At 70.1% G+C, this 22,445-nt stretch carries 9 protein-coding genes; 4 read left to right on the top strand and 5 right to left on the bottom strand.

Annotated features, from left to right (window positions below; translation table 11 throughout):
• Positions 1-4: 4 nt before the first annotated feature.
• Genes NRP21_RS16415 through NRP21_RS16395 form a run of 5 tightly spaced genes read right to left on the bottom strand, consistent with a single transcriptional unit; the run spans position 5 to position 9,800 of the window.
• On the bottom strand, positions 5-1,435 hold the full coding sequence (locus tag NRP21_RS16415) for a type 1 periplasmic-binding domain-containing protein (RefSeq protein WP_257717300.1): 1,431 nt from the start codon (positions 1,433-1,435) through the stop codon (positions 5-7).
• A complete protein-coding gene (locus NRP21_RS16410; RefSeq protein ID WP_257717299.1) occupies positions 1,423-2,037 on the bottom strand; it encodes an SCO family protein in 615 nt (204 codons plus the stop codon). Before NRP21_RS16410 ends, NRP21_RS16415 begins: the two co-directional genes overlap by 13 nt.
• A gap of 1 nt (position 2,038) precedes the next feature.
• Positions 2,039-2,683, bottom strand: a complete 645-nt coding sequence (locus NRP21_RS16405) for an SCO family protein (RefSeq protein WP_257717298.1) — start codon at positions 2,681-2,683, stop codon at positions 2,039-2,041.
• A complete protein-coding gene (locus NRP21_RS16400; protein WP_257717297.1) occupies positions 2,680-4,572 on the bottom strand; it encodes a YncE family protein in 1,893 nt (630 codons plus the stop codon). The genes NRP21_RS16405 and NRP21_RS16400 overlap by 4 nt, the downstream gene beginning before the upstream one ends.
• An 11-nt stretch (positions 4,573-4,583) precedes the next feature.
• Positions 4,584-9,800 carry a cupredoxin domain-containing protein gene (locus NRP21_RS16395; protein WP_257717296.1) on the bottom strand — a complete coding sequence of 1,739 codons (5,217 nt, stop codon included), beginning with the start codon at positions 9,798-9,800 and terminating at the stop codon, positions 4,584-4,586.
• A 478-nt stretch (positions 9,801-10,278) separates the two neighbouring features.
• On the opposite strand from NRP21_RS16395, the gene NRP21_RS27920 reads away from it, so the two are divergent.
• From NRP21_RS27920 to NRP21_RS16365, 4 genes are all read left to right on the top strand, one after another.
• Positions 10,279-15,507 carry a M10 family metallopeptidase C-terminal domain-containing protein gene (locus NRP21_RS27920; protein ID WP_308219907.1) on the top strand — a complete coding sequence of 1,743 codons (5,229 nt, stop codon included), beginning with the start codon at positions 10,279-10,281 and terminating at the stop codon, positions 15,505-15,507.
• Between the two features lie 82 nt (positions 15,508-15,589).
• Positions 15,590-19,957 carry a calcium-binding protein gene (locus NRP21_RS16375; protein WP_257717295.1) on the top strand — a complete coding sequence of 1,456 codons (4,368 nt, stop codon included), beginning with the start codon at positions 15,590-15,592 and terminating at the stop codon, positions 19,955-19,957.
• Positions 19,958-20,205: 248 nt separating this feature from the next.
• Positions 20,206-20,757, top strand: a complete 552-nt coding sequence (locus NRP21_RS16370; RefSeq protein ID WP_257717294.1) for a prepilin peptidase — start codon at positions 20,206-20,208, stop codon at positions 20,755-20,757.
• Positions 20,742-22,445, top strand: coding sequence for a GspE/PulE family protein (locus tag NRP21_RS16365; protein ID WP_257717293.1), 1,704 nt, complete (start codon positions 20,742-20,744; stop codon positions 22,443-22,445). Before NRP21_RS16370 ends, NRP21_RS16365 begins: the two co-directional genes overlap by 16 nt.

Here is a 22,445-nt window from a genome sequence, read left to right as displayed (position 1 = left end):
CTCCCTATTCCGCAGCTTTGTTGTCAGACGCACGGAGAACCGAACCTTCGCCATCGATACGCACCACCAGAATTCTTTCCGCCCGGGGCCGGGCACCGTTCACGAGCCGGATCTGCGGCAGTGAGCCCGGCTCGAACGGCTCGGCCGCGAAGGCCGCCACCAGCCGCTCCCTGGTGAGGCGGCGGCCGGCCCGGCGCAGCGCTTCGACGAGGACCTCGCCCGCCGCGTGGCCGAGGCGGCCCGTCAGGCCGCTCGAGGCCGCGCCGCTCGCGGCGAAGCGGGTTCTGGACATGCCTTCGCCCTCCTCCGGCGGCACGCCGAAGCCGGCCAGGACCGGGCGCCCCAGGGCCGCGGCCGCGGCCTGCGCCGCGCTGCCGCCCACCGCGCCCGGCACGAGCAGCGGCATGTTCTGCCCCCGCAACAGGGCTGCCGCCTCCGGCAGGCTGTCCGGCCCGAGGAGCAGCAGGACCGCGGAGGCGCCTTCCGCGCGCCGCGGCAGGTCGTGCACCGACCCGATCGGCGGAACGGCTTCGCCCAGGTCGCCGACGCGGTCAGCGATGCTCGCGGCCAGCCGGCGCTCCGCCGCGCCGTCGCCCGCGACGATGAGGGCCTTGCCGGGATCCCCGGCCTGGCGCAGCAGCGCGATGGCCTCCTCGGCCGCCCCGGGGAGCAGGGCGAAGCTCCCGCCCGGCCTGGCCAGGCCCGCGCGCGCGGACAGGACGGGCACGCGCTCCGCGGCCGCGATGGACAGCACATCCTCGTTCACGCCGCCCGGCAGCGCGGAGACAAGGGCGAGCACGCCGGCGTCGAGCAGGCGGCGCGCCTCCTCCGAGGCGTCGCGCGCCCGCGCGGCGGCGGCCCGGACGACGGTGACGCGCCGGCCGAACACGCCGTCGGGCGCCGCGCCCTCCAGGGCCGCCTCGAAGGCCGCGGCGAAGGCCTCGCCGGGCCGGCCGGGCGGCAGCAGCAGGGCGACGCGCAGGCTCCGCTCCTCGACGCCGGGGACGGCGATCCCGTCCAGCGCCCTCAGATAGGCCGCGAGCGCCCGCCCGTCCTCAAGGCTCAGCCCGTAGCGGGGCATGACCGCATCGAGCGTGCGGCCGCCCGCGGCCGTTCCCTGCACCACGGCCCGCAGCAGCAGCGGCTCGTCATAGGACGGGCGCAGGGATGCCGGCCGGGATAGGGCCGACCAGACGATCGGCGGGGGGCGCAGGCCGGCCTCGGCCTGGCCGCCGCCCCCGTCCCGGCCATGGCAGCCGGCACAGGGCAGGGCGGTCGCGGGCAGCACGGTCCCGCCCGCCGTCGTCACCTGCGGCGGCGGCGCGCCGGGGCGTGCGCCACGGGTGAACAGCGCCTCCCCGTCCTCGACAGGGCCGGCCTGCACCGCTCCGGCCAGGGGCAGGAGCAGCAGGGAGAGGGCGGTCAGCCCGCGCATGTGGTGGGGTCCACCACCTGCGGCGCCGCGGCCAGGTCCGTCAGCTGCACGGCCGCCGCCGGCGGCTGGACATCGGGGCGCAGCTTCATCCAGCGGCGGGCCCCGACATTGCCGGCGAGCATCAGCGTGGTGTGGCGGTCCGGGCGCGCCTCATCGACGGCCTGCCCGAGCCGCTGCGCCACGTCGCGCAGGTCGCCCGCGCCGCCGGTCAGCAGGGTCCAGTCCTCGTAGTTGCCGAAGCGGGCGGCCCAGGCCTTGAGCTTCGCCGGCGTGTCGCGGTGCGGATCGGTGGTGAGGTGCACGATCCGGGGCGGCGCGCCCGCCTCCTTCGCCGCGTCGGCGATGGCGAGGCTGCGCGCGGCGAGGAGCGGGCAGGCATCCGGGCAGCTGGTGAAGATCCAGCCGATCAGGACGGTGCGCCCGCGCAGCACGTCGTCGTAGAACCGCACGCGCTGGCCTTCCTGGTTCGTCAGGACGCGGTTGCTGAAGTAGTCGCGCTCGCGCTGGTCGCACTCCAGCGCGGCCGCCCGCCCGGCGCGCAGGCCGAGGGCCAGTGCGGGCGCTGCCAGGAGCAGATTCCGGCGGAGGATCCGGTCGGTCACGCTAGGCCTTCCTTGCCGCCAGAGCGGCCTCGATGGTGTTTGCGATGGCTTCGGGCGAGGGAATGCCGAGGAGGCGGCGCACCTCCCGCCGCAGCGGGTCCAGCACGACGACCATGGGGGAATGGCTCTCCCCGGCGATGGGGCCGCCGAGGCTGCGCAGCACCTCGTCGAGCTGCGTCTCCGGCACGTTGACGAAGCTCCAGGCGGGACCGGCCCCGAAGCGGGCCGCGTACTCGTTCAGCTGCTCCGGCGTGCCGCCGAACGGGTCCAGCGCCACGCTGACCAGCCCCGCCTCGCGCGACAGGCGCGGGCCGAGGGCCTCCTGCGCGCCGGCCATGGCGGCCGAGATGGCGCTGCAGAAGGTGCCGCAATCCGTCAGCACGAAGTCGATGGCGACCACCCGCCCGCCGAAGACCTCGGAGACGAGGCGCCGGCGCCGGCGGTGCGAGTCCGTCACGCGCGCGTCGGGGATGCCCTGGCGCAGCCGGATGGCCGCGCTCCCGGGCGGCGCGGCCTCCGCCTCCGCGTGGACGTGGGCGTGGGCGTGGGCGTGCTCCTCGCCCGCGCCCGCTGCCCGCGCGGCGGCAAGGCCGAGCAGCAGGCCGAGCGCGGAGCGGCGCCCGAGGGGGATGAGGGATCGGCTCATGGGGACTCCGCCTGGAGCATGATGTGGGGGAGGGTTCCGGGCTCGAGCCCGAGGGAAGGGGATTCGACGTAGAGGTTCACGGTCCCGGCCTCCGGCGGGGCCACTGCCTCGGCCTCGTAGAGCCCGTCGCCGAGGGGCCGGAGCGGCACCGAGGTCTGCCAGTGCCCGGCGAGCTGCACGACGCGCACCGTGAGGTCCCCCGCCTCGCGCCACTGCCCGTTGTCCGACGGCCCGCGCAGGCGCATGCGGAGCGGGGCGGGTGCGCCGGCGTGCAGCGCGCGCCCGGCCGGTTCCTCGAGTTCCAGGCGCAGGCGCTTGCTCAGCGGCAGCCCCTCCTCGCCGCCCAGGTCGATGCTGAAGCAGTGCAGGAAGCCGCCGCCCTGCACCATCACCGGCAGCACGTAGCGCCCACCCACCGGGAAGATGGCCTGGGTCTCGTAGCGGCCCGGCGCCGTCTCGCGCAGCGCGTGGTCCACGGCGGTGATGGCCAGCGGGCGGCCCTGCGGGACGCGGATGACGCCGGCCGGCGCCGCCATGCCCTCCATGTAGTAGTGCACCACCCGCTCGTTCGGCGCGGCGATCAGCATCGCCGCCCCGCCGGGGCCCGAGGCGACCATGGGCCCGAGAGCCTCGCCCGCGACCAGGCCGCTCTCGCCCGCGGCGATGCTCGTCACCGCCGGCGTGCCGGCCTCCACGAGGCTGCCGAGCGCGACGAGGGACACCGTCGCGCCGGCCTCCGACTGGACGTAGGCCTGGGTGCCGCTGAAGCCCACGCTGAGCGGCGCGCCGCCCAGCGGCACGCGGTGGGCGACGGCGCCGCGCGCCAGGTCGATGACCGTGACCCGCGCCTCGCCGGGCTCCGGGACGAAGAGGAGGCGCCCGGCCGGCTCCAGGAACAGCCCCGCCGCGCCCGGCGCCACGGGCCAGAGGCCGACGACGCCTCCGTCCTGCCCGAGGGCGAGGACGCGGCCCTCGCGGGGGTCGAGCAGCAGCATGGCGTCCGCGAGGGAGGAGAAGATCATGTCGCTGAACCCGCCGCCGAGCTGCGGTAGCGGTTCGGAGGAGCCCTCCCGCAGCAGGGAGACGCCGGCGGAGGAGGCGACCGCCGCGCGGCCGGTCCCCGCGGATGCGATCGCGTGGGGCCCGGGGCCCGCCGGCAGCCGCGCGACGACGGAACCGGACTGCCGGTCCACCGCCACCACCTCGTTGCTTGTGCCTTCCGCGCCGTCCTGGCCGACCCAGAGGCGCACGCCATCCGGATCCAGCGCCATGCGGGCCGGCCGCCCCCCCACGGCGAGGCGGCGGCGCTCCCGCCAGCGCATCGTGTCGATCTCCACGACCTCGCCAGTATCGGGCAGGGCGACGAAGAGCGCGTCACGGGCCTGGTCCTCGGCCCAGCCACCCGGGCGCGCCCGCAGGTTGATCACGGCGAGCGACCGCGTGCGCGAGGTCCCGCCCACGGGGTCGAGCACCTGGACCGCGCCGGAATCGCTGGCATAGGCGATGTGCCAGGCATTCAGGTCCACGTCGGCCCTGCGCCCGAGCCGGTTCTCGATGAGGGTCCGCACCCGCTCGCGGCATTCGAGTGGGCGGTTGCTCTCGCGCTGGGCCCAGGCGGCCGGCTTCAGCCCTCGGGCGGGGCCGCCGCCTTCGGAGGTGAAGTTCAGGGCCACGACCGCCGGCTCTCCGGGCCGGAGGGACGGGCCGCCCGCCGGGCGAACCTCCAGCTTCAGTTCGAGGCCCGCGGCGCTGTGAGACGCCACGACGGCGGGAACCTCCGCCGCCGAGGCACCCCCCGCCGCCAGGGCGAGGAGGGCGGGCAGAAGCCCGCCCCCCGTCCTGGACCGCCGGGAGCGCGCCGGCAGCAGGGCCGGCGCTTCCCTATCCATGCGCCCCTTCCTCACGGCGTCACCCGCAGGATGCCCCAGACGCCGTTGTCGAAGACGTCGGGGGACTGGTTCCGGAACAGGTAGTCTCCGGTGACCAGGCTGGGGCCGCCCGCCTTCTCGATCACGACGTTGTAGTGCATCGCCGGCCCGATCGCGTCACGGCTGCCCGTGGCCGGCGAGGGGCGGTAGTCCTGCTGCGTCCGGACGCCTTCGATCCGCTGCGAGGGCACGATGCCCTGTGCTGAGGAGCCGGAGGTGTAGGGCGACATGGACCAGTTGTGGCCGTGCAGCGTGAAGGTGCCCGGCCGCGGGTGGCCGCCCGGCTGCAGCAGCCGGAAGCGGAGCTCCTGCCCGGCCTTGGCGGTGAAGATCGGCGTGACCGGATCCGCACCACCCACGCGGGTGTTGGACAGGGCGTTGTTGAAGTTCAGCCGGCGCGTGATCTCGAAGTTCTCGCCGGGGGCATGGCCGACACGCAGCCACATGGGCTCCGCGCGGTAGTTCAGGCCGGCATTGCCCGAATCCTCGGCATCGTCGAGGCCCTTGCAGCCGGTCGTCCGCACGCTCTGCGGAGCGCCCGCATCCCCGAACTCCACGTCCGGCTCGCCTGCGCCAACCGGGCAGACAGGCTTGTTGCTGGCCCGCAGGTTCAGGTCGTTCTGGAACATCAGGACGAGGTCACGGAACTGCCGCCCGCCGGGCATGGTGACGGTGGCGGCCATGCGCGTGTTCGCATCCGTGGCCCAGCTGGAGCCCTGGGGCAGGATGACCATGCCGGCGATCAGGCCCTTGCCGCTATGGCGCAGCCGGTCCGACGGCATGAGGTTCAGCGCCCCGAACTCGATTGGAGTCGCGATCAGGTTGTTGGTGGGGTCCATGGTCAGCAGGCCGGCATACCACCGGTAAGTCGTGCTCTCCCCTACCGCCACGGTCTGGTTCACCGGCCGGACCGCCCGGGGCGGAACCCGGTTGGAGCCGATGTTCTGGCCGTCACTCCGGGTGATGTCGGTCGCGAGGAGCTGGGGGTTGAGGCCCACCTCCATCGACGGCCGCACCTGGTTGGCATTGAACCGCTCGACCAGCATCGGGAAGCCGTTGAAGCCCTGGTTCGCTGCGGACACGACCTGGGCGGCCCAGTTCGTGGGCAGACGGTTGGTCAGGGTCACCTCGATGCAGTCGCCGGCATTGGCGCGCAGCAGCAGCGGCTCCACCGGAACGTCAGGCTTCAGCTTGCCGTTGGTGAGGTCACTGTCGAGCACGTAGAGCGCCCCGGTCGGGTCCGTGATCGGCCCGCGCTGGGCCGCGTAGTTGCCCGCACGGTTGTTGTAGACGATGCCGGAGGCGCCGATCGCACTGCTCGCCGCCACGGCCGAGACCGCGTAACGCCGCACGGGCGCGTCGGCCGGGCAGACGCCGTTGAAGTTGGCCAGGTTGCGCACCGTTCCCGTGGTGCCGAGCTGCACCGTCTCACCCGTGCTGATCGTCTGGGCACGCGGCGCGGGAGGGATGTTGTTCGGCAGGGGCTTGAGGTCGCCCCGGCGCGATTCATAGGCCCGCAGCAGGCCCCACACGCCGTTCCAGTACCCGTCGGCGCTGGCATCGGCGGTGTAGAGGTGATCCGTGTGCGGCCCGATATCGCCCTCGGGCGGGACGATAGGCATGTCGAACTCGAAGTGCTCGGAGATCGCCTGCATGTGGGAGGAGCGCCAGCCCGAGTTGGGGTCGTTCTGGTTCATCAGCCAGCGCAGCCCGCTGAACTGGATGACGTGCCCTTCCTCATGCGCGCCCACCATCATCCGCACCTGGACCCGGTCCCGCCGATAGGCGCGCAGCATGGGGGTCCAGGGATCGCCCTCCGCCAGGCCGGCGGTCAGCGGCGGGTAGATGTTGGGCTGGCTGTTGAACTGCGTCATGGCCCGGGTGACGTCGGACCGGAAGGCGTAGGAGGGGTCGCCCGCCTTGCCTGCGGCCTGGGACTGGGTGTTCGGGTTGTAGAGGCGCAGCGACAGCGGCTCGTTCCGGTAGTTCAGCAGGAAGGTCCCGGTATCCGCGGCCGAGACCGCCTCCGGGCAGGGCGCCGGCCCGCCGCCCGGGCAGTCGTTCTCCCGAAGCTGCAGGAAGGGCAGCCCAACGCGAGAGCGCGCGGGCGGGTTGATGGCCCGCGCGGGATCCGGGCCGGTGCTGCCGCCGCCCGCCTCATAGGCGCTCGCGAAGTCCGCCACCTGGAGGACGAACTCACGGTAGGAGTCCTTCGGGTCGGGGGTGCGGACGTTCGCCATCCAGCTGGTCGGGCCGCCATCCTCGCGGGTGCCCCGCTGATTCAGCGCGGCCCCGGTCTCGGGATGCGTCCAGGTCGTGCCCGTCGGCGCGACCACCAGTGCGGCGTAGAGACCGTTCTGCTGGTGCGTGGAAGGACCGAAGTGATCGTGCGTGAAGACGGTGCGGAGCGTGTTGTCCTTTCCGTTCTGGTTCACGATGGGATCCGCGTACCACCGCTGCACCGTTGTCTGCGCGCCCACCCAGTTACGACGGGCGTTGTTGGGATCGTTGGGGTCGTTGGGATTATCGCGGGACTGGGGGGGGCCAGCGGCCGGGAAGAAGGGGTGCACCACCGCCGTCGGGCAGAAGGCCGAGGTGACGCCATCGGCGCAGTTGTAGTTCGTGCGGATGGCGTGGATACGCTCCCGCACCTCAGCCGGCGCCAGCGTGCCGTCCTCGTAGTTCCAGCCATTGCCCGAGCCGTCGGCGCTCGTCACGTCGAACTTCACAAGGTGGATGTGCTGCCCGACGACGTCCGTCGGCGTGCGCACCTGGAAGTCGTCCACTTCGCTGACGCTGGGTATCAGGTTGGTGTGGTGAACCTCGACGCAATCACCGGAGTTGGCGCGCATCACCAGGGGCTCGGGGGCCCGCTGCCGGTTCTGGGTCGGCATGACGTCGTCCCAGAGCGAGAGGATGCGGCCCTGGCTGAAGTGCCAGCCCACGCGGTTCATCACCAGATCGACCTGATGTGCCGCCACCTTGTACCGGCGCGGGTTGCTGGCGCCCGGCGCAGGATCCCCGTTGTCGAGCACGCAGGGATCGGCGAAGGGCGCGCCAGGCGCTGGGGGGCGGCCGTTGGTGATGAAGTTGCGGCGCGTGCCCCCGCCCTCGCCCGTGAGGGCGTAGCTCGGGTGGGCGCGCTGCGCGTGGAACGCCATCGCGGCCCGCTCGACGGGCTCGCCGTCCTGGCTGAGCCAGCGGATCTCGAGCCGGTCGCTCACCTTGTCCAGGTCCAAACGATCCAGTTGCGCCGTCGCGCCGCCGCCCACCACGACATGCCGGCGCAGGCCGCCATCATGCACGAGGTCGAGTGGGGCCTGCGGCGGGCGGTGGCCGGCCTGCCCCGCGATGAAGAACGGGTAGCCGGGATTGCCCTGCTCGGAGCCAGCCGGGGCCCCGTCGAAGACCGCCTGGCCGTTCGCGATGCGCACCGGCGCCGGCAGCGGCGCAAGGGCCATGGTGGGGATCGGCACGATCGCGGGAATCGCGGTCCCGGCGAGGATCTCGCCGTCCGGGAGCGCCCGCGCGGTCGGCAGCGCGACGCCCCGGCTGTCCAGCTCGGTGCCGCGCTCGAAGGTGTCGTGCACGCGCCACATCCCCCACATGCCCTGGGCGAAGTGCGGGTAGAGGTGGCAGTGGAAGATGCTGTCGCCCACGGTCTGGTTGCGGTTGCCCGAGCCATTGAAGGCGATCTCGTAGGTGTAGCCAGAGCCCGGCGAGATCAGCTGGCTGTCCAGGTAGGAGGAGCCGGGCTCGTCCGGGTTGTAGAGCCACTGATGCGCGTGCAGGTGGAAGATGTGCTGCTCCTTGCCGATGTGCGTGTTCCGCAGGATCACGCGGTCGTTCAGGTAGCTGCTGAAAACGTTGGAGGGGTCGTCCGGGTAAAGCGCGCGCTCCGAGCGCCTCGCGTTCGGATCGCGCCTCCGCCCGGTGCTGTCGAGCTGGGCGTTGGCCGGGTTGTCGACCAGAAGCGCGGGGTCGCCGCCCGCCCAGGAGGTGAGGAAGAACTCCTCGTACTTGCACTCCGCGCACTGCGCGGTCGGGCCAACGCCGAAGCGGTTCGACAGGATCTGCGCGCCCACGCCCGTGACGCCGTAGTTGACGCCGAAGGCATCCCCGACGCTGTGCAGGGTGTGCCCCAGCTCCTCGTCCTCGAACTCGGCGAAGGCCTGGATGGACTTCATCTCGTCGTGGAACTGGATGACGAACTCACGGTACGGGTCGCGGCGGTCGCGCGTTTCCGCCGTTCCGCCGGCCGAGGCTGCCTGCGGCACGGTCCGGTTCGGCTCCAGAACCGGGTTGTTGAGGAAGGTTCCCTCCGGGAAGCGGCCGCGGCCCGGGCCAGTGATGATGGCGCCCAGGTCGCCGTGCACCAGCTGGTTTCCGTCGCGCATCGCGAGGATGGGCAGGTTCCTCAGCCCGGCGATCGGGTAGTCCGCCGGATAACGGGCGAGGTAATCGATATCGGGATAGCCGGTATCCACGCCATCCACGGTGAGGTTGAGAAGCGTCTTCCCGTCAGGGCCCCGGCGCGTCGCCAGATCGAGGTCGGCGCGGCTGACCTGGCTGCGGTACCACTCCGCGCCCTTGGGCTGCACGGCGACGGCGCCGAACATGCCGAATGAGGCGGAGCCGGTGTTGCTCTCGCCGCCCGTCATCACGGCCGGATTGTAGAAGGAGAAGATCCCCTCGCGAGAGGCGAGGAGGCGATAGGTCCTTGATCCGCCGGGGTTGGCGAGGCTTGTGGGGTTGGCGCCGACGAAGGCGCCGTCATCGGCCATATTCGGCGAGGTGTAGTTCAGCCCGGCGACGTGCAGGCCCGCCTGCCGCGTGGCCGGCTGGTCCACCGAGACGTTAGGAACCGAGATCGGCGTGGAATTCAGCAAGTTCTGGAAGTTGATGACGAGGCAATCGCCGACGTTGGCACGGAGCACGAGCGGCCGCGGGCGCTTGCCCGGCCGCAGCATCACGTTGCCCGGGGTCAGCGAGCTGCTGCCGTTCTTGGAGACCACGTCGCCTCTCAGCGCGTAGATCATGTAGCCCGGATGGTGCCCACCGTAGCGGTTGAACTGCACGGCCTGATCGAGGGCGACGACGTCGGCGGTGACCGTGTTGCCGCTTCCGCACGCGCTCTGCGCCGCTGCCTCGCCCGCCGCCAGCACCGGGCCAGCAAGCGTCAGCGCCAAAATGGACCGGAATAGGACCGTCCTGGTCCTATCTGGGCCGGTCCACCTCGCCCTCATCATCATCTCTCGTTCCTCTTTGCGTTACGAGTAAGAAACGTGCTGACGCCTCTTACACTACAGGTTAACGACAAGGAGGCGGCCCGTTTAACAGAACGAAAACGTAGTGCAAATTTACGCAAACAAAGAAAACGCATCCAACTGTTCTCGGGCCGCTACTTGATCGTCTCGATGACGGAATCAAACAGTTGCATCGTTCCAAATCAAGAAGTATTTATCACGCCGTTGAGAGCGGGTCCTGGAAGGCCAGGACGCCAAGCCGAATCGATCATGCCGTTGATAAAGAACGGCTTTGTGGAATCACGAGAACGATCGAGAAACGAGGGGAGTGAGACACCGATGCTTCGCATTCCCCTCACGGCAAGGTGTTCGCCGTGCGTTGCAACCTTTTTCGAACGAGCTGAATAAGGAGTGCTGATCCATGGCGACGACCGCACCCAGCGCCTGGGGAACATCGATCGAGGATCTGGACGGGTTCAACGTCAATGAGCCGACGTTCGGAGCCGGAACGATCCAGTCTGGCGCGGCGGTCTCGAACAATGCGGGCCAGAACTTCGGTGTGGCCTACCGGATCGACATCCTCGATCCAGTGACGGAACTCCCGGTCAACTCGCACATCCGGTTGCAGGCTTTCGACCAGGCTCTTGATACGCTGACCACGGTCTCGCCGGGGCCGGTGCAGCTGGACAATGGTCGGGGCGTCATCCTCGGTGGCCCGAGCGTGGTGGGCTGGGGCGACGGCTACGCCGCGGTCTGGCAGGAGCAGGTGGCCGTCGGGAGTCCCGTCACCCTCCAGGCCCGCGTGAGCGGCCCGACGGGGCTGGTGGGGGCGGAGTTCACGCTCACCCGGCCGGCAAGCCTGCCCGCAGGCTTCCGGCAGCACAGCGTCGCTCTCTCCTCCGGCAGTTCACTCGACACCGAGGACGGGAGCAGCCCCATCCCGGGCTTCACCGCGGTCTGGGTCCAATCGGTTCCCGGCGCCGAGGGCCGGATCATGCTCCAGCGCTACGAGGTTCTGCTCGGCGCCGGCGGCACCCCCACATCGGTCGTGGCGGCCGGCAGGGACGGGCGGGACGGCGGGGCCGATGGCGACGCCGCGCTCAACCTCGCCGCGGGGCGCGATCCATCCGTCGCGACTCTCAAGGGCGGCGAAACGGTTGTCATCTGGATCGGGGCAAACGGCAGCCTGCACGGGCAGGTGAGGAATGCCACCTCCGGGGACGTCATTCCATCCGCGACCGCCGCTCTCGAGGCAGCGCTGACGGATGTGGCCGTGCCCGCGGACCAGCTCGCGCGCGTGACCGCGCTGGGTGACGGCGGCTTCGGGATCTTCTGGGTGGAAGGCACGGCCGGCGCCTTCGTGGCGAAGGGCGTTCCCTTCCTCCAGTCCGGCCCCGGGAGCTGGACCGTAGGGCAGGAGGCGACCATCGCCGACCTGCCCCCCGAATTCAACGGGAGCCTCACCGTCGCCGGTGACGTCGAGCAGGGGGGAGGCGGCGTCGTCTCCTTCGGAACCACGGATGGGCGCATCCTGGTGCAGCACTTCGCGCGCGAGGCTGGCACGGACGTTTTCGCCATTCCCGCCACTGGTCCCTACGGCGCGTTCCAGGACGACGGATCGCTGACCTCGCGCCCCTTCGGCGTGACGGGCCTGGCCGATGACCGTGCGGTGGTGGTGACCCAGGACCCGACAGGGGACATCGTCGCCCAGATCCTCGACACGCGCGAGCCCGGCCTCACCCTGGTGGGTGACGAGGCCCCGGCGGGTGGCCCCGCAGGGCCCGACTCAATAGCCGACCTGATTGTCGGCACCGTCGGCAATGACGTGGTCATCGCCGACCGGGGCGATGCCACCGGGAACGGTGCCGACGACACCGCCTTCGGAGCCCTCGGCGACGATACTCTCTATGGGGGCGGCGGGAACGACAGGCTGAACGGGAACGAGGGAACGGACGTGGCCGCCTATCGCGGCGCCAGGCAGTTCTACTCCATCACCATTAACAGCGATGGCAGCTACACCGTGAAGGATATGCGCCCCCTCTCCGGCGGGGCGCATGATGGACAGGATATCGTCAAGGCGATCGAGCAGCTCGCCTTCGGTGCGCAGGCCAGCGGAACGGGCGTCACCTTCGACCCGGACGCGCTTCTTCCGACGGGCCTGTTCTTCGACGCGAACGCCCTGCCAACCGGCGACGAGATCGTCGGCGCGAATGGCGGCGCGGGGAGCGATACCCTTGACGGCACCGGCGAGGCCGACCGAATCGACGGCCGCGACGGCGATGACGAGCTGAGCGGCGAGGGCGGCGCCGACTTCCTCATCGGGGGGAGCGGAGACGACGACCTTCACGGCGACGACGACGACGACACGCTTCTCGGCGGAAGTGAGAACGACACGCTGGATGGCGGCGAGGGCAATGACGTCCTCCTGGGAGGCTTCGGGACCGACAGCATCGATGGCGGCGACGGATCCGATACCATTTCGTATCAGGGCGAGTTCGCGGGCTTCCAGATCAACCTGCTCACCGGAGAGACGCGCAGCGACCGGAACCCGGCGACGGGCGAGACCACCGCGATGGCCGTCGAGGACCGCTTCACCAGCATCGAGAACGCCATCGGGGGCGAGGGCAACGACCTCATCACCGGGAATGATGGTGCGAACGCGCTGAGCGGCGGTGGCGGGAACGACACGATCGGGGGCGGGCAGGGTGCCGACACCCTCTTCGGGGGTGCCGGAGATGACCAGCTGACCGGCGGGCTCGGGAACGATGTCTTCGATGGCGGAGATGGCGACGACACGATCATCGACCTGAGGAACGAGGGAACGGCCGACAGGGTCAACTTCGGTGGAACCCGCTCCTCCTACCTCATCACCTACAATGCCCAGAGCCAGGTTTTCGCCGTCCAGGACCTGCAGGGCTCCGGTGGGACCGACACGATCAGCGGCATCGAGCTGTTCCAGTTCGCGGACGGGCAGTTCACCGCCCGGCAACTCATCGACAGCCTGCCGACAAACGGCGTCGTGATCGACGGTACGCCCGGCCCTGATTCGTTCAGCGGCACCCCGGGGGACGACGTCATCAACGGCCTGGAGGGGGCCGATACCCTGTCCGGACTGGATGGCGCCGACACGCTGGTGGGCGATCTCGGCGACGATGTCCTGCTCGGCGGCTTCGGAAACGACGACCTGGTCGGCGGCGACGGTGCCGACACGCTCGACGGCGGCATCGGCAACGACACGATCGACGGCGGTACGGGCCAGGACAGGCTGATCGGCGGGAACGGCGCCGACAATCTGGACGGCGGCGAGGACGACGATCTCCTCGAAGGCGGAGACGGATCCGACACGCTGGATGGCGGATCCGGTGCCGACGCCATGATCGGCGGAGCGGGGAACGACATCTACATCGTCGACAACGTCCTCGACACCGTCCTGGAGAACGCCAACCAGGGCATCGATCTGGTTCGGGCCTCCGTCAGCTACACGCTCAGCGACTTCGTGGAAACTCTCGAGCTGACCGGGACCGAGAACCTGGATGCGACAGGGAATGCCGGCGAGAATGTCATCCGCGGCAATGCCGGCAACAACCTGATTGATGGCGGCGGCGGTCGGGACATCATGGAAGGCGGCGAGGGCGACGATATCTACATCGTCGAAAGCGTGCTGGACGTGGTGCACGAGCTGGAAGGCGAGGGCACGGACACCGTGCGCATCGCCGCCTCAGCACCAGTCGCGACCTGGGTCCTCAGCAGCACCGACGGGCTGGCCACGAGCTTCATCGAGAACCTGGAACTGGGCGGCACAGCCAATCACAACGGCACCGGCAACGAGCTGGCCAACCAGATCACGGGGAACACCGGCAACAACCTTCTCCAGGGCGGCGGGGGTGCCGACACGCTGATCGGCGGCGGCGGGGTTGATACGCTGCGCGGCGGATCCGGCGACGACATTTACGTCATCGACGGATCCGAGGATGTCGTCAGCGAGGTGCAGAGCGGCAAGGATGCCGGCGGTGCTGACACCGTGAGGTCCTCCGCGAGCTACACTCTCGGCAACTTTCTGGAGAGGCTTGAGCTCACCGGCGCGGCCATCAGCGGCACCGGGAACAGTCTCGCCAACGAGATCATCGGCAACGAGCAAAATAACATCCTCGATGGCGGGGCCGGCGCCGACACCATGCAGGGCGGGCTCGGTGACGACGTCTATGTCGTGGACAATCTGCTGGACCTGGTTTTCGAGGCGGCAGAGGAGGGAACCGACACCGTTCGCTCCTCCGTGACCTTCACCCTCGGCGCGACGTTCGAGAACCTGGAACTCGCCGGGGCCAGGGCCATCAATGGCACGGGCAACGACGTCGCCAACGTGCTCACCGGCAACAGCGCCAGCAACGTGCTGGCCGGCGGCGCCGGCGACGACACCCTGCTCGGCGGAGCCGGGAATGATCGGCTCGAGGGCGGTGCCGGGGCCGACTCCATGTCCGGTGAGGCCGGCGACGACACCTATGTCGTTGACGACGTTCTCGACGTGGTGAACGAGGCCGAAAATGGGGGCGCGGACACCGTGCGCTCTTCTGTCGACTTCGTCCTGGGCGCGAATGTGGAGAACCTGCAGCTCACCGGTGATGCCGCGATCAGTGGCACCGGCAACGAACTGGCTAACCGCATCGTCGGCAACGCGGCCTCCAACACCCTGGACGGCGGATCCGGCCAGGACCGGATGGAGGGCGGCTTCGGCGATGACGTCTACATCGTCGATCACGCGCTGGATCTGACGATCGAGGCGGCGGGCGCAGGCACTGACACCGTCCGTGCCTCCGTCAGCTTCGTTCTTCGGGCAAATCTGGAGAACCTTGTTCTGACCGGTCCGGCGCTCAAGGGCAGCGGCAACGACCTTGCCAACTCCATCACCGGCAACGAGCTCAGCAACTCGCTGTTCGGCCTGGACGGCGCCGACACGCTCTTTGGCTTCGATGGCTCTGACCGGCTCGATGGCGGCACCGGCGCGGATGCCATGTTCGGCGGTGCCGGCAACGACACCTACTACGTCGACGATGCGGGAGACACGGCGAGCGAACTCGCCGCGGACGGGAGTGATGCCGGCGGCGTCGATACCGTACGCTCCTCGGTGAGCTTCACACTGGGCGCCGGCATCGAGAACTTGGTTCTCACGGGCGCCGCCAGCATCGATGGTGGCGGCAACGATGGCGCCAACAGCATCACCGGCAATGCGGGCGCCAACAGCCTGTCCGGCGGCGGCGGGAACGACATTCTCGTCGGTGGTGCGGGCGATGATACCCTGACCGGCGGTGCCGGTATGGACATGCTGACCGGCGGCACCGGGGCGGACATCTTCGCCTTCACGGCGGTAACCGATGCCAACACCGTGCCGGACCGGATCATGGATTTCCAGCAGGGTGCCGACAGGATTGACCTCTCGGCATTCGACTGGGGCGATCTGACCGGTCCCAGCCCCTTCGTTGGCGGGGCCGCCTTCTCGGGTACCCGTCCCGAGGTCCGCTACAACGCCACGACCGGCACCCTCCTCCTGGACATCGACGCCGACCGGGCGACCGACCTGAGTGTCCGATTTGTATTCGGCTCCGGCCTCGCCGCCGGAACGCCTCTCACCGAGAGCGACTTCATCTTCGGCTGACGAATCTCGCCGGCGCGGGGCCGCGTCCCGCGCCTCCTCAACCCAGGACATCTCGATCCACGGCATAGGTTAGGAAGCAGACATGACCACTCCGACCCCTTGGGGCCTGACGGACACTGACCTCGACGGCTTCAACATCAACCGGCCTAGCACCGGTGATGCGCCGGATGGCAGGCAGTTCGCGCCGGTTGTTGCGGACAACCATGGCGGCGAGCAGTTCGCCGTGGCCTACCTGGAAGATTCCAGTGGCCAGACTCATGTCCGATTTCACGCTTATGACAGCGCCCTGGGCGAGATGACGGAGGTCCTGACCGGGCCGCTCACCATGGATGATGGTGAGGGCGAGATAGGCGACCTGAGCCTCGTGGGTATCGGCGACGGCTTCGCCGCGATCTGGCAGGAGACGAACACGGTCGATACGCCGGATGGGCCGGTGACGACGGTGGCCCTCAAGGGCCGCGCTACGGGGCCTGTCGGGATGCTCGGGGGGGAGTTCACGATCTCGTCCCCGCTGACGATCGACCCGGAGGATCCGAACCCGACCGTGCCGCACAGCCTGTCCACGATGTTCTACGAGAAGGTGGTCGGCGCGGGAGAGGCGCTCGGGTTCACAGCTGCCTGGGTCGAAGGACCCGAGGGGGAGCCCGGCGTTATCAAGCTGCAGCGTTTCCAGGTTACGACGAACGCTCTCGGCGAGCCGACCGGGGTCACTCCCGCGGGCCTCGATGGCGAGTTCGCGACGGGCAGCAACGCCCCCGTCACTCTCGAGGTCACGGGCCGGGACCCCTTCGTCTCCGCCCTGCCGGACGGTGAGACGGTGCTCGTCTGGGTCGATGATGCGAACCAGGTTCGCGGGCGCGTCTACGGGCCCAACGGCCCGGACTCCGCCAATCCGACCGCGCTGGACATCCTTGACCTCGGCTTCACGGTGTCCGGGACCGGCGTCGTGCGCGTCGTGGCGCTGGAGGAGGGCAGCTTCGGCGTGTTCTGGTCCACGGACACGGGCATCAGCAGCCAGGTTTTCACGCCGAACCTGGACCCTGCCACCGACTGGTTGGCAGGGCCGGTGCAGAACAACATCGTCACCTTCCCCGCCGGCCATGACGGCAGCTTCACCGTCAACAACTTCGGCGGGGAGGGCAGCCCGGGTGGTGTGATCTCCTACAAGAACGGGGACGAGATCTCCGTCCACCATTTCGACGCGAACGCGCAGGCGCTCGGCGTGGCTTTCGTCTCGGACATCCACACTGACGGGAATGGTGGGTACGGGATCGCGGGCCTGGTCGGCGGCCCTGCTCCCCTCGGCGGCCGCGCCGTGATCGTGGGGATCAAGCAGGACGATAACGGGAGCCCCTCGGACTCGGCCGGCGATATCTTCGCGCAGATCATCGACACGCGGGTCGGCTTGAATGGTGAGCCCGAAGGGCCACTGGTCGGTGACCGGGACCGGGGTGGTGGGCGCGTGGATGCGCGGCCCGATATCATCATCGGCACCGCGGCAGACGATTTCATCATCGCCGACCGGGGCGACACCCGCCGGGGGCAGAGCGCCGACGACCAGGTTCGTGCCGCAATGGGTGACGACACGGTGTATGGTGGCGGCGTTGCCGATATCCTGGATGGTGGCGAGGGAGACGACGTCTCCCTCTACAATGGCGGGCGGAACCAGTACTCCGTCACGGTGAACGGCGACGGCAGTTTCACCGTCAAGGACATGCGCACCGGGGTGATCGCCAGGCCAGACGGCCAGGACATCCTCCACGGTTTCGAGCACCTCGCCTTCAATACCGTGGTACCGACGACTTTCCCTGCCGGTGGCAACCCGGCGAGCTACGTCGTCACGGACCCCGCGAACTGGGTCGGCATGGGCCAGTTCTTCGGCGCGAACGGGGAACTGCCCATCGCCCAGGGGGATGGCGCGCCGGATGATGGGACCCCGACCCCCTGGAGCAAGACCGACTCTGATGGCGTCGCCACCGCGATCAGCGCCACGAACCTGCCGGCCCCGGTCTCGGCGACTGCGGTCGGGCTGCTCGGAGGGTACGGTTTCGTTTGGCAGGCCGGTGGAAACGTTTATCTCAAGGCCTATGACACGCTCGGTGATCCCGATGCAGCATTCGGTGGCGGGACCACGGCACGGGTCCTCCGGCTCGACCTGGGCGGCCTCAGCACGGGCAATGCCGAGGGTGTCGAGGACCTGACCGCCGCCATGGCCGGCAATGCCGGCGTGGTCGCGGTCTGGGAAGAAGGTGGGACCATCAGGGGCCGCTTCGCTTCCGCCATCACCGGCGTCGATCCGATCGATGTCGGCGGCGAGTTCCGCGTGACGGCCCCGGGCCGCGTCGGGAACCAGTTCTTCGGAAACCACCAGGCGAAGGTCTCCGGCTACGAGATCGTCGACGCCAACAACGACACGCAGGAGTACGGCTTCGGCGTCGTCTACACCAAGTCCGCCCTCGTCAACGGCCAGCCCGAGACGGAGGGCGAGATCTGGCTGCAGCGCTTCACCCTCTTCTCGGTGCCGGAGGATCCGAACCGGGACCTCGATGTCGATGGTGAGCGGGCGCCCGTCTCCGTCGGGCTTGATGGCATCCAGGACACCAGCCCCGATCACGAGGGGGCGGCCGATGATACCGGCTTCAGGCTCACCGCGGACGGCGCCAAGGGCCGCAATGCCTCCCTCACGATCCTGCACGACGGCGAGATGCTGGCGGTCTGGGTCGAGGGAGACGTGGTGAAGGCCAGGATGTTCCGGCCGGAGATCCTCTCCGACGGGCATGTCGCCTATACCGAGGTGGATCTCGACCTGCCGGAGCTGCATATCGCAGCGGGTTCGGTGCCCGAGGTAGTCGGGCTCGGGCTCAACTTCGCCATCGGCTTCACCGATGCGAGCGGCCATTACAGCGCGCAGGTCTATATCGCCAACGGGGAGTCCTTCGAGGTCGGCGAGATTGCACGGTTCAGCCCTGACTTCGCGATGGGCGACCGGCACCTTGTCGCCACCGACCTCGATGGCACCAGCTTCGCGCTGCTGGTCGAGAATCTCGATACGGGCACTGTCGAGGGCCAGCTCTTCGGCATCGCCGGCGGCGAGGGCGGTGCTCCCGGCCAGCCCGGTGACGTCTTCCCGATCGGGGAGGAGTTCACGGCTTTCGCGGCCGCCTCGGGGGCCGGGACGGGCGGACATGGCTTCACCGCCTCGGCGCTCGATGATGGCCGGGTCGTGGTTGCGGCGGCCGGCACGACCGCCGTCTTCGGCGGGCTCTACGACACCCGCGTGCCGGGCGAGCAGATCATCGGGCCGCGGGACGGCGTGGGGACCGACCTGCTGGTCGGGACCATCCACAACGACGTCATCGACGGGCGCGATCTGGACGACGAGCTGCACGGCGGCCTGGGCGACGACATTCTCCTGGGCGGCAGCGAAAACGACCTCCTGTTCGGCGATCAGGGCAGTGACACCCTCGTCGGCGGCAGCGAGAACGACACGCTCACTGGCGGCGACGGCAACGACCTGCTGATGGGCGGCTTCGGCACCGACCAGCTGATCGGCGGCGCGGGCGAGGACACGATCTCGTTCCAGGGCGAGTTCGCCAGCTTCCAGGTCACGCTCGTGAACGGCCTGGCCACCGGCATCGTATTCAGCGACCGGAATCCAGGAACCGGCGCCGTCAACGCCATCAACCCCGCAACCGGCCAGCCGCGCTTCCTGCAGGAGGACACCTTCAACAGCATCGAGAACGTCGTCGGCGGGGAGGGCAACGACGTCATCACCGGCAATGCCGGCGCGAACAAGCTCTGGGGCAATGGCGGGAACGATCGGCTGGACGGTGGCCGGGGTGCCGACGAGATGTCCGGAGGTGCCGGCAACGACACCTATATCGTGGATAACGCCGGCGACAGGATCGTCGAGGGAACTGGCGGCGGCCTTGATCGTGTTGAAGCCTCCGTCAACTTCTCCATCGCCGATATGGCCAATGTCGAGACCCTGGTGCTGACCGGGACCGCCCGCAACGGAACCGGCAACGGGGAGGCGAATCTGATCACCGGCAATGCCCAGGCCAACAGGCTTGTCGGTGGTGCCGGCGACGACACCCTGATCGGTGGAGCCGGCGCCGACACGCTCGTTGGCGGGGAAGGCGCGGACCTGTACCGGCTTGACACCGCCATGACCGCGCTGGACAGGATCGAGGGGTTCGAGACCGGCATCGATCGGATCGAGCTCGACGATGCCCTCTTCGCGGCGCTCGGCCCGGCCGGGACGCAAATCAGCAGCAGTGCCTTCGTGATCGGGACCCGCGCGGCGGATGCCGACGACCGGATCATCTACAACGCCAGCGCCGGCACCCTCTTCTACGACGCTGACGGCAATGGTTCGGTCGCCCAGGTTCGCTTCGCCACGGTCGCACCCTCGACCGTGATCACCGCGGCGGACATCTGGGTGGGCTGAACCAACTGGATCGGGGAGGCCGCGACCGTCCCGCGGCCTCCCCGCCCCCGGCGCAACCCGTGGCGGGTGCCTGGAGAGTCTCTGACCCGCCTCCTCCGGCCCGGTGAGCGTTGGATTCTGGTTGTACATAGTTGCACATAAGATATTGTTGCTTGCGCTTGACGACACGGCACAAACGATCGAGTTGGTATGTCCTGGTTTGAGATCCCATATGCCTGCGGCGGGCCTGGCGCGGCCTCACTCGTCCGATGAGGCCGCGTAGCGCCTCGGCAGGCTGGGCGCATCCGGTCGTGTGCGGCGCGGCACTGGCGCCCCTGGCCGCCTTTCTCCCGGCGACAATCTGGCCGGCCGCTGCCCTGTTCGGGGGCCTGCTGGTGGCGCTCGCCTGGCTCGATTGGCGGGAGGGCGTCGTGCACGCGCTTCTTGTCCTTCCCCTGGCCGCTGGCGGCCTGCTCTGCGCCGCTCTCATGGGGGCGGGCCCGCTGATGGCGGCCCTGGCCGGTGCCTCCCTCGGCTATCTGAGCTTCCGGCTGATCGAGGAGGGCTTCCGGCGGCTCCGCGGCCGTGACGGGCTGGGCCGGGGCGACGCCTGGGTGCTGGGTGCCGCCGGTGCATGGGTTGGCCCAGGGGGGCTTGGCCCGATCGTGGCGGGCGGGGCGGCCATCGCGCTCCTGCTCGTCCTGCTGCGCGACCGGCGCCTCGCACCGGACGCGGCCCTGCCCTTCGTCCCGGCCCTCGCCCTGGCGTCGTGGGTCACCTGGGTCGCGATCGGAGGTGCGCCGTCATGGACGTCGGTGTAGCCGGGGATCTCGGGGAGGCCGAAGGGCGCCTGATCCGCCACCTGCTGGACCGCAAGCTGCTCGCCGCCTCCGCCGTCGCGCGCGCGGAGGAAGCCCGCCGCGCCGCGAACGAGGCCCTGATTCCCGCGCTCCTGACCCTCGGCCTCATCGGCGAGGATGTCCTGGCCTCCGCCGCGGCGGAGGCGCTCGGGCTGCCTCTTCTCGGGCGCGACGACCTGCCGCTTGACGCGCCCTTCCTGGACCGCCTGCCGCTCCGCTTCCTGCGGCGCGTCCGCGCCTTCCCGGCCAGGGTGGAGGATGGGCGGCTCCTGCTGGCCCTGGCCGACCCGCTCGACCACTTCGCTGTTCAGGCGGCGGCGCTCGCCACGGACATGGCGATCGCCGTCGCGGTGGTCACGCCCGCCTCCATCGAGGCCGCGCTCGCCCGCCTCGAGGAGGCCGCGAAGCCGGCCGAGGCCGTGTCGCAGGATGCCACCTCCGGCACGCCGGAGGATGCGGCGCGCCTGCGCGATCAGGCGAGCGAGGCGCCGGTGGTCCGGCACGTGAATTCCCTGATCCTGCAGGCCGTGGAGAGCGGGGCCTCGGACATCCATCTCGAATCGACCGAGGCCGGCCTGCGGACCCGGCTGCGCGTGGACGGCGTGCTGAAGGATTGCGGCACGGTGCCGCAGGCGCTCGGCGCGGGGGTGGTTTCCAGGCTGAAGATCATGGCGCGGCTCGACGTGGCGGAGCGGCGGCTGCCGCAGGACGGGCGCATGCGGCTCGCGGTTCGCGGCCGGGACGTGGACCTGCGCGTGTCCATCATCCCGGCGCTGGACGGCGAGGGCGTCGTGCTGCGTATCCTGGACCGCGGCGCCGTCTCGCTGGACTTCGAGGCCCTGGGCTTCGCGCCCTCCGAAATCGCGGCGCTGCGCGAGCTGCTGGCCCAGACCAGCCGCATGGTGCTCGTCACCGGCCCGACCGGCAGCGGCAAGACCACGACGCTCTACGCCGCCCTCGGGTCGGTGGACCGGCAGCAGCTCAAGGTCTGCACCATCGAGGACCCGGTGGAGTACCGGCTGGAGGGCATCTCCCAGGTGCAGGTGCGGCCGCAGATCGGCCTGACCTTCCCGAACGCGCTCCGCGCCATGCTACGCCACGACCCCGACGTGATGCTCGTGGGCGAGATCCGCGATCCCGAGACCGCGGAAGTGGCGGTGCAGGCCGCGCTCACGGGCCATCTTGTGCTCGCCACCCTGCACACCAACGACGCGCCCTCGGCCGTGACGCGGCTGATGGACCTCGGCGTCCCGGAATACCTGATCGCCTCCGTGCTGCGCGGCGTCCTCGCCCAGCGGCTGGTGCGGACGCTGTGCGCCGCCTGCCGCGAGCCCTACGAGGCGCCGGCGCCGGTGGTGGAGCGCCTCGGGCTGGACCGCATTGCCGGTGGTGGGCCGATCCTGCTGCACCGGCCCGGCGGCTGCCCGGCCTGCGGCGACACCGGCTATCGCGGCCGCACCACCGTGCTCCAGATCATGAACGTCAGCCCGGGGCTGCGGGACTTGGTGCTGCGGCGGGCGGATGCCGGCTCGCTCGGCGTAATGGCGGAGCGCGAGGGGATGCTGAGCCTGCAGGCGGCGGGGCTGGCCAAGGCCCTGGCCGGCATCACCACGGTGGAGGAAGTGCTGCGCGTCGCGGGGGGAGGCTGA

The organism is Roseomonas populi, from assembly GCF_024594815.1.
Lineage (GTDB): Bacteria > Pseudomonadota > Alphaproteobacteria > Acetobacterales > Acetobacteraceae > Roseomonas > Roseomonas populi.
The sequence above is the reverse complement of the archived record's forward strand: the minus strand, read 5'-3'. Positions and strand labels throughout refer to the sequence as shown.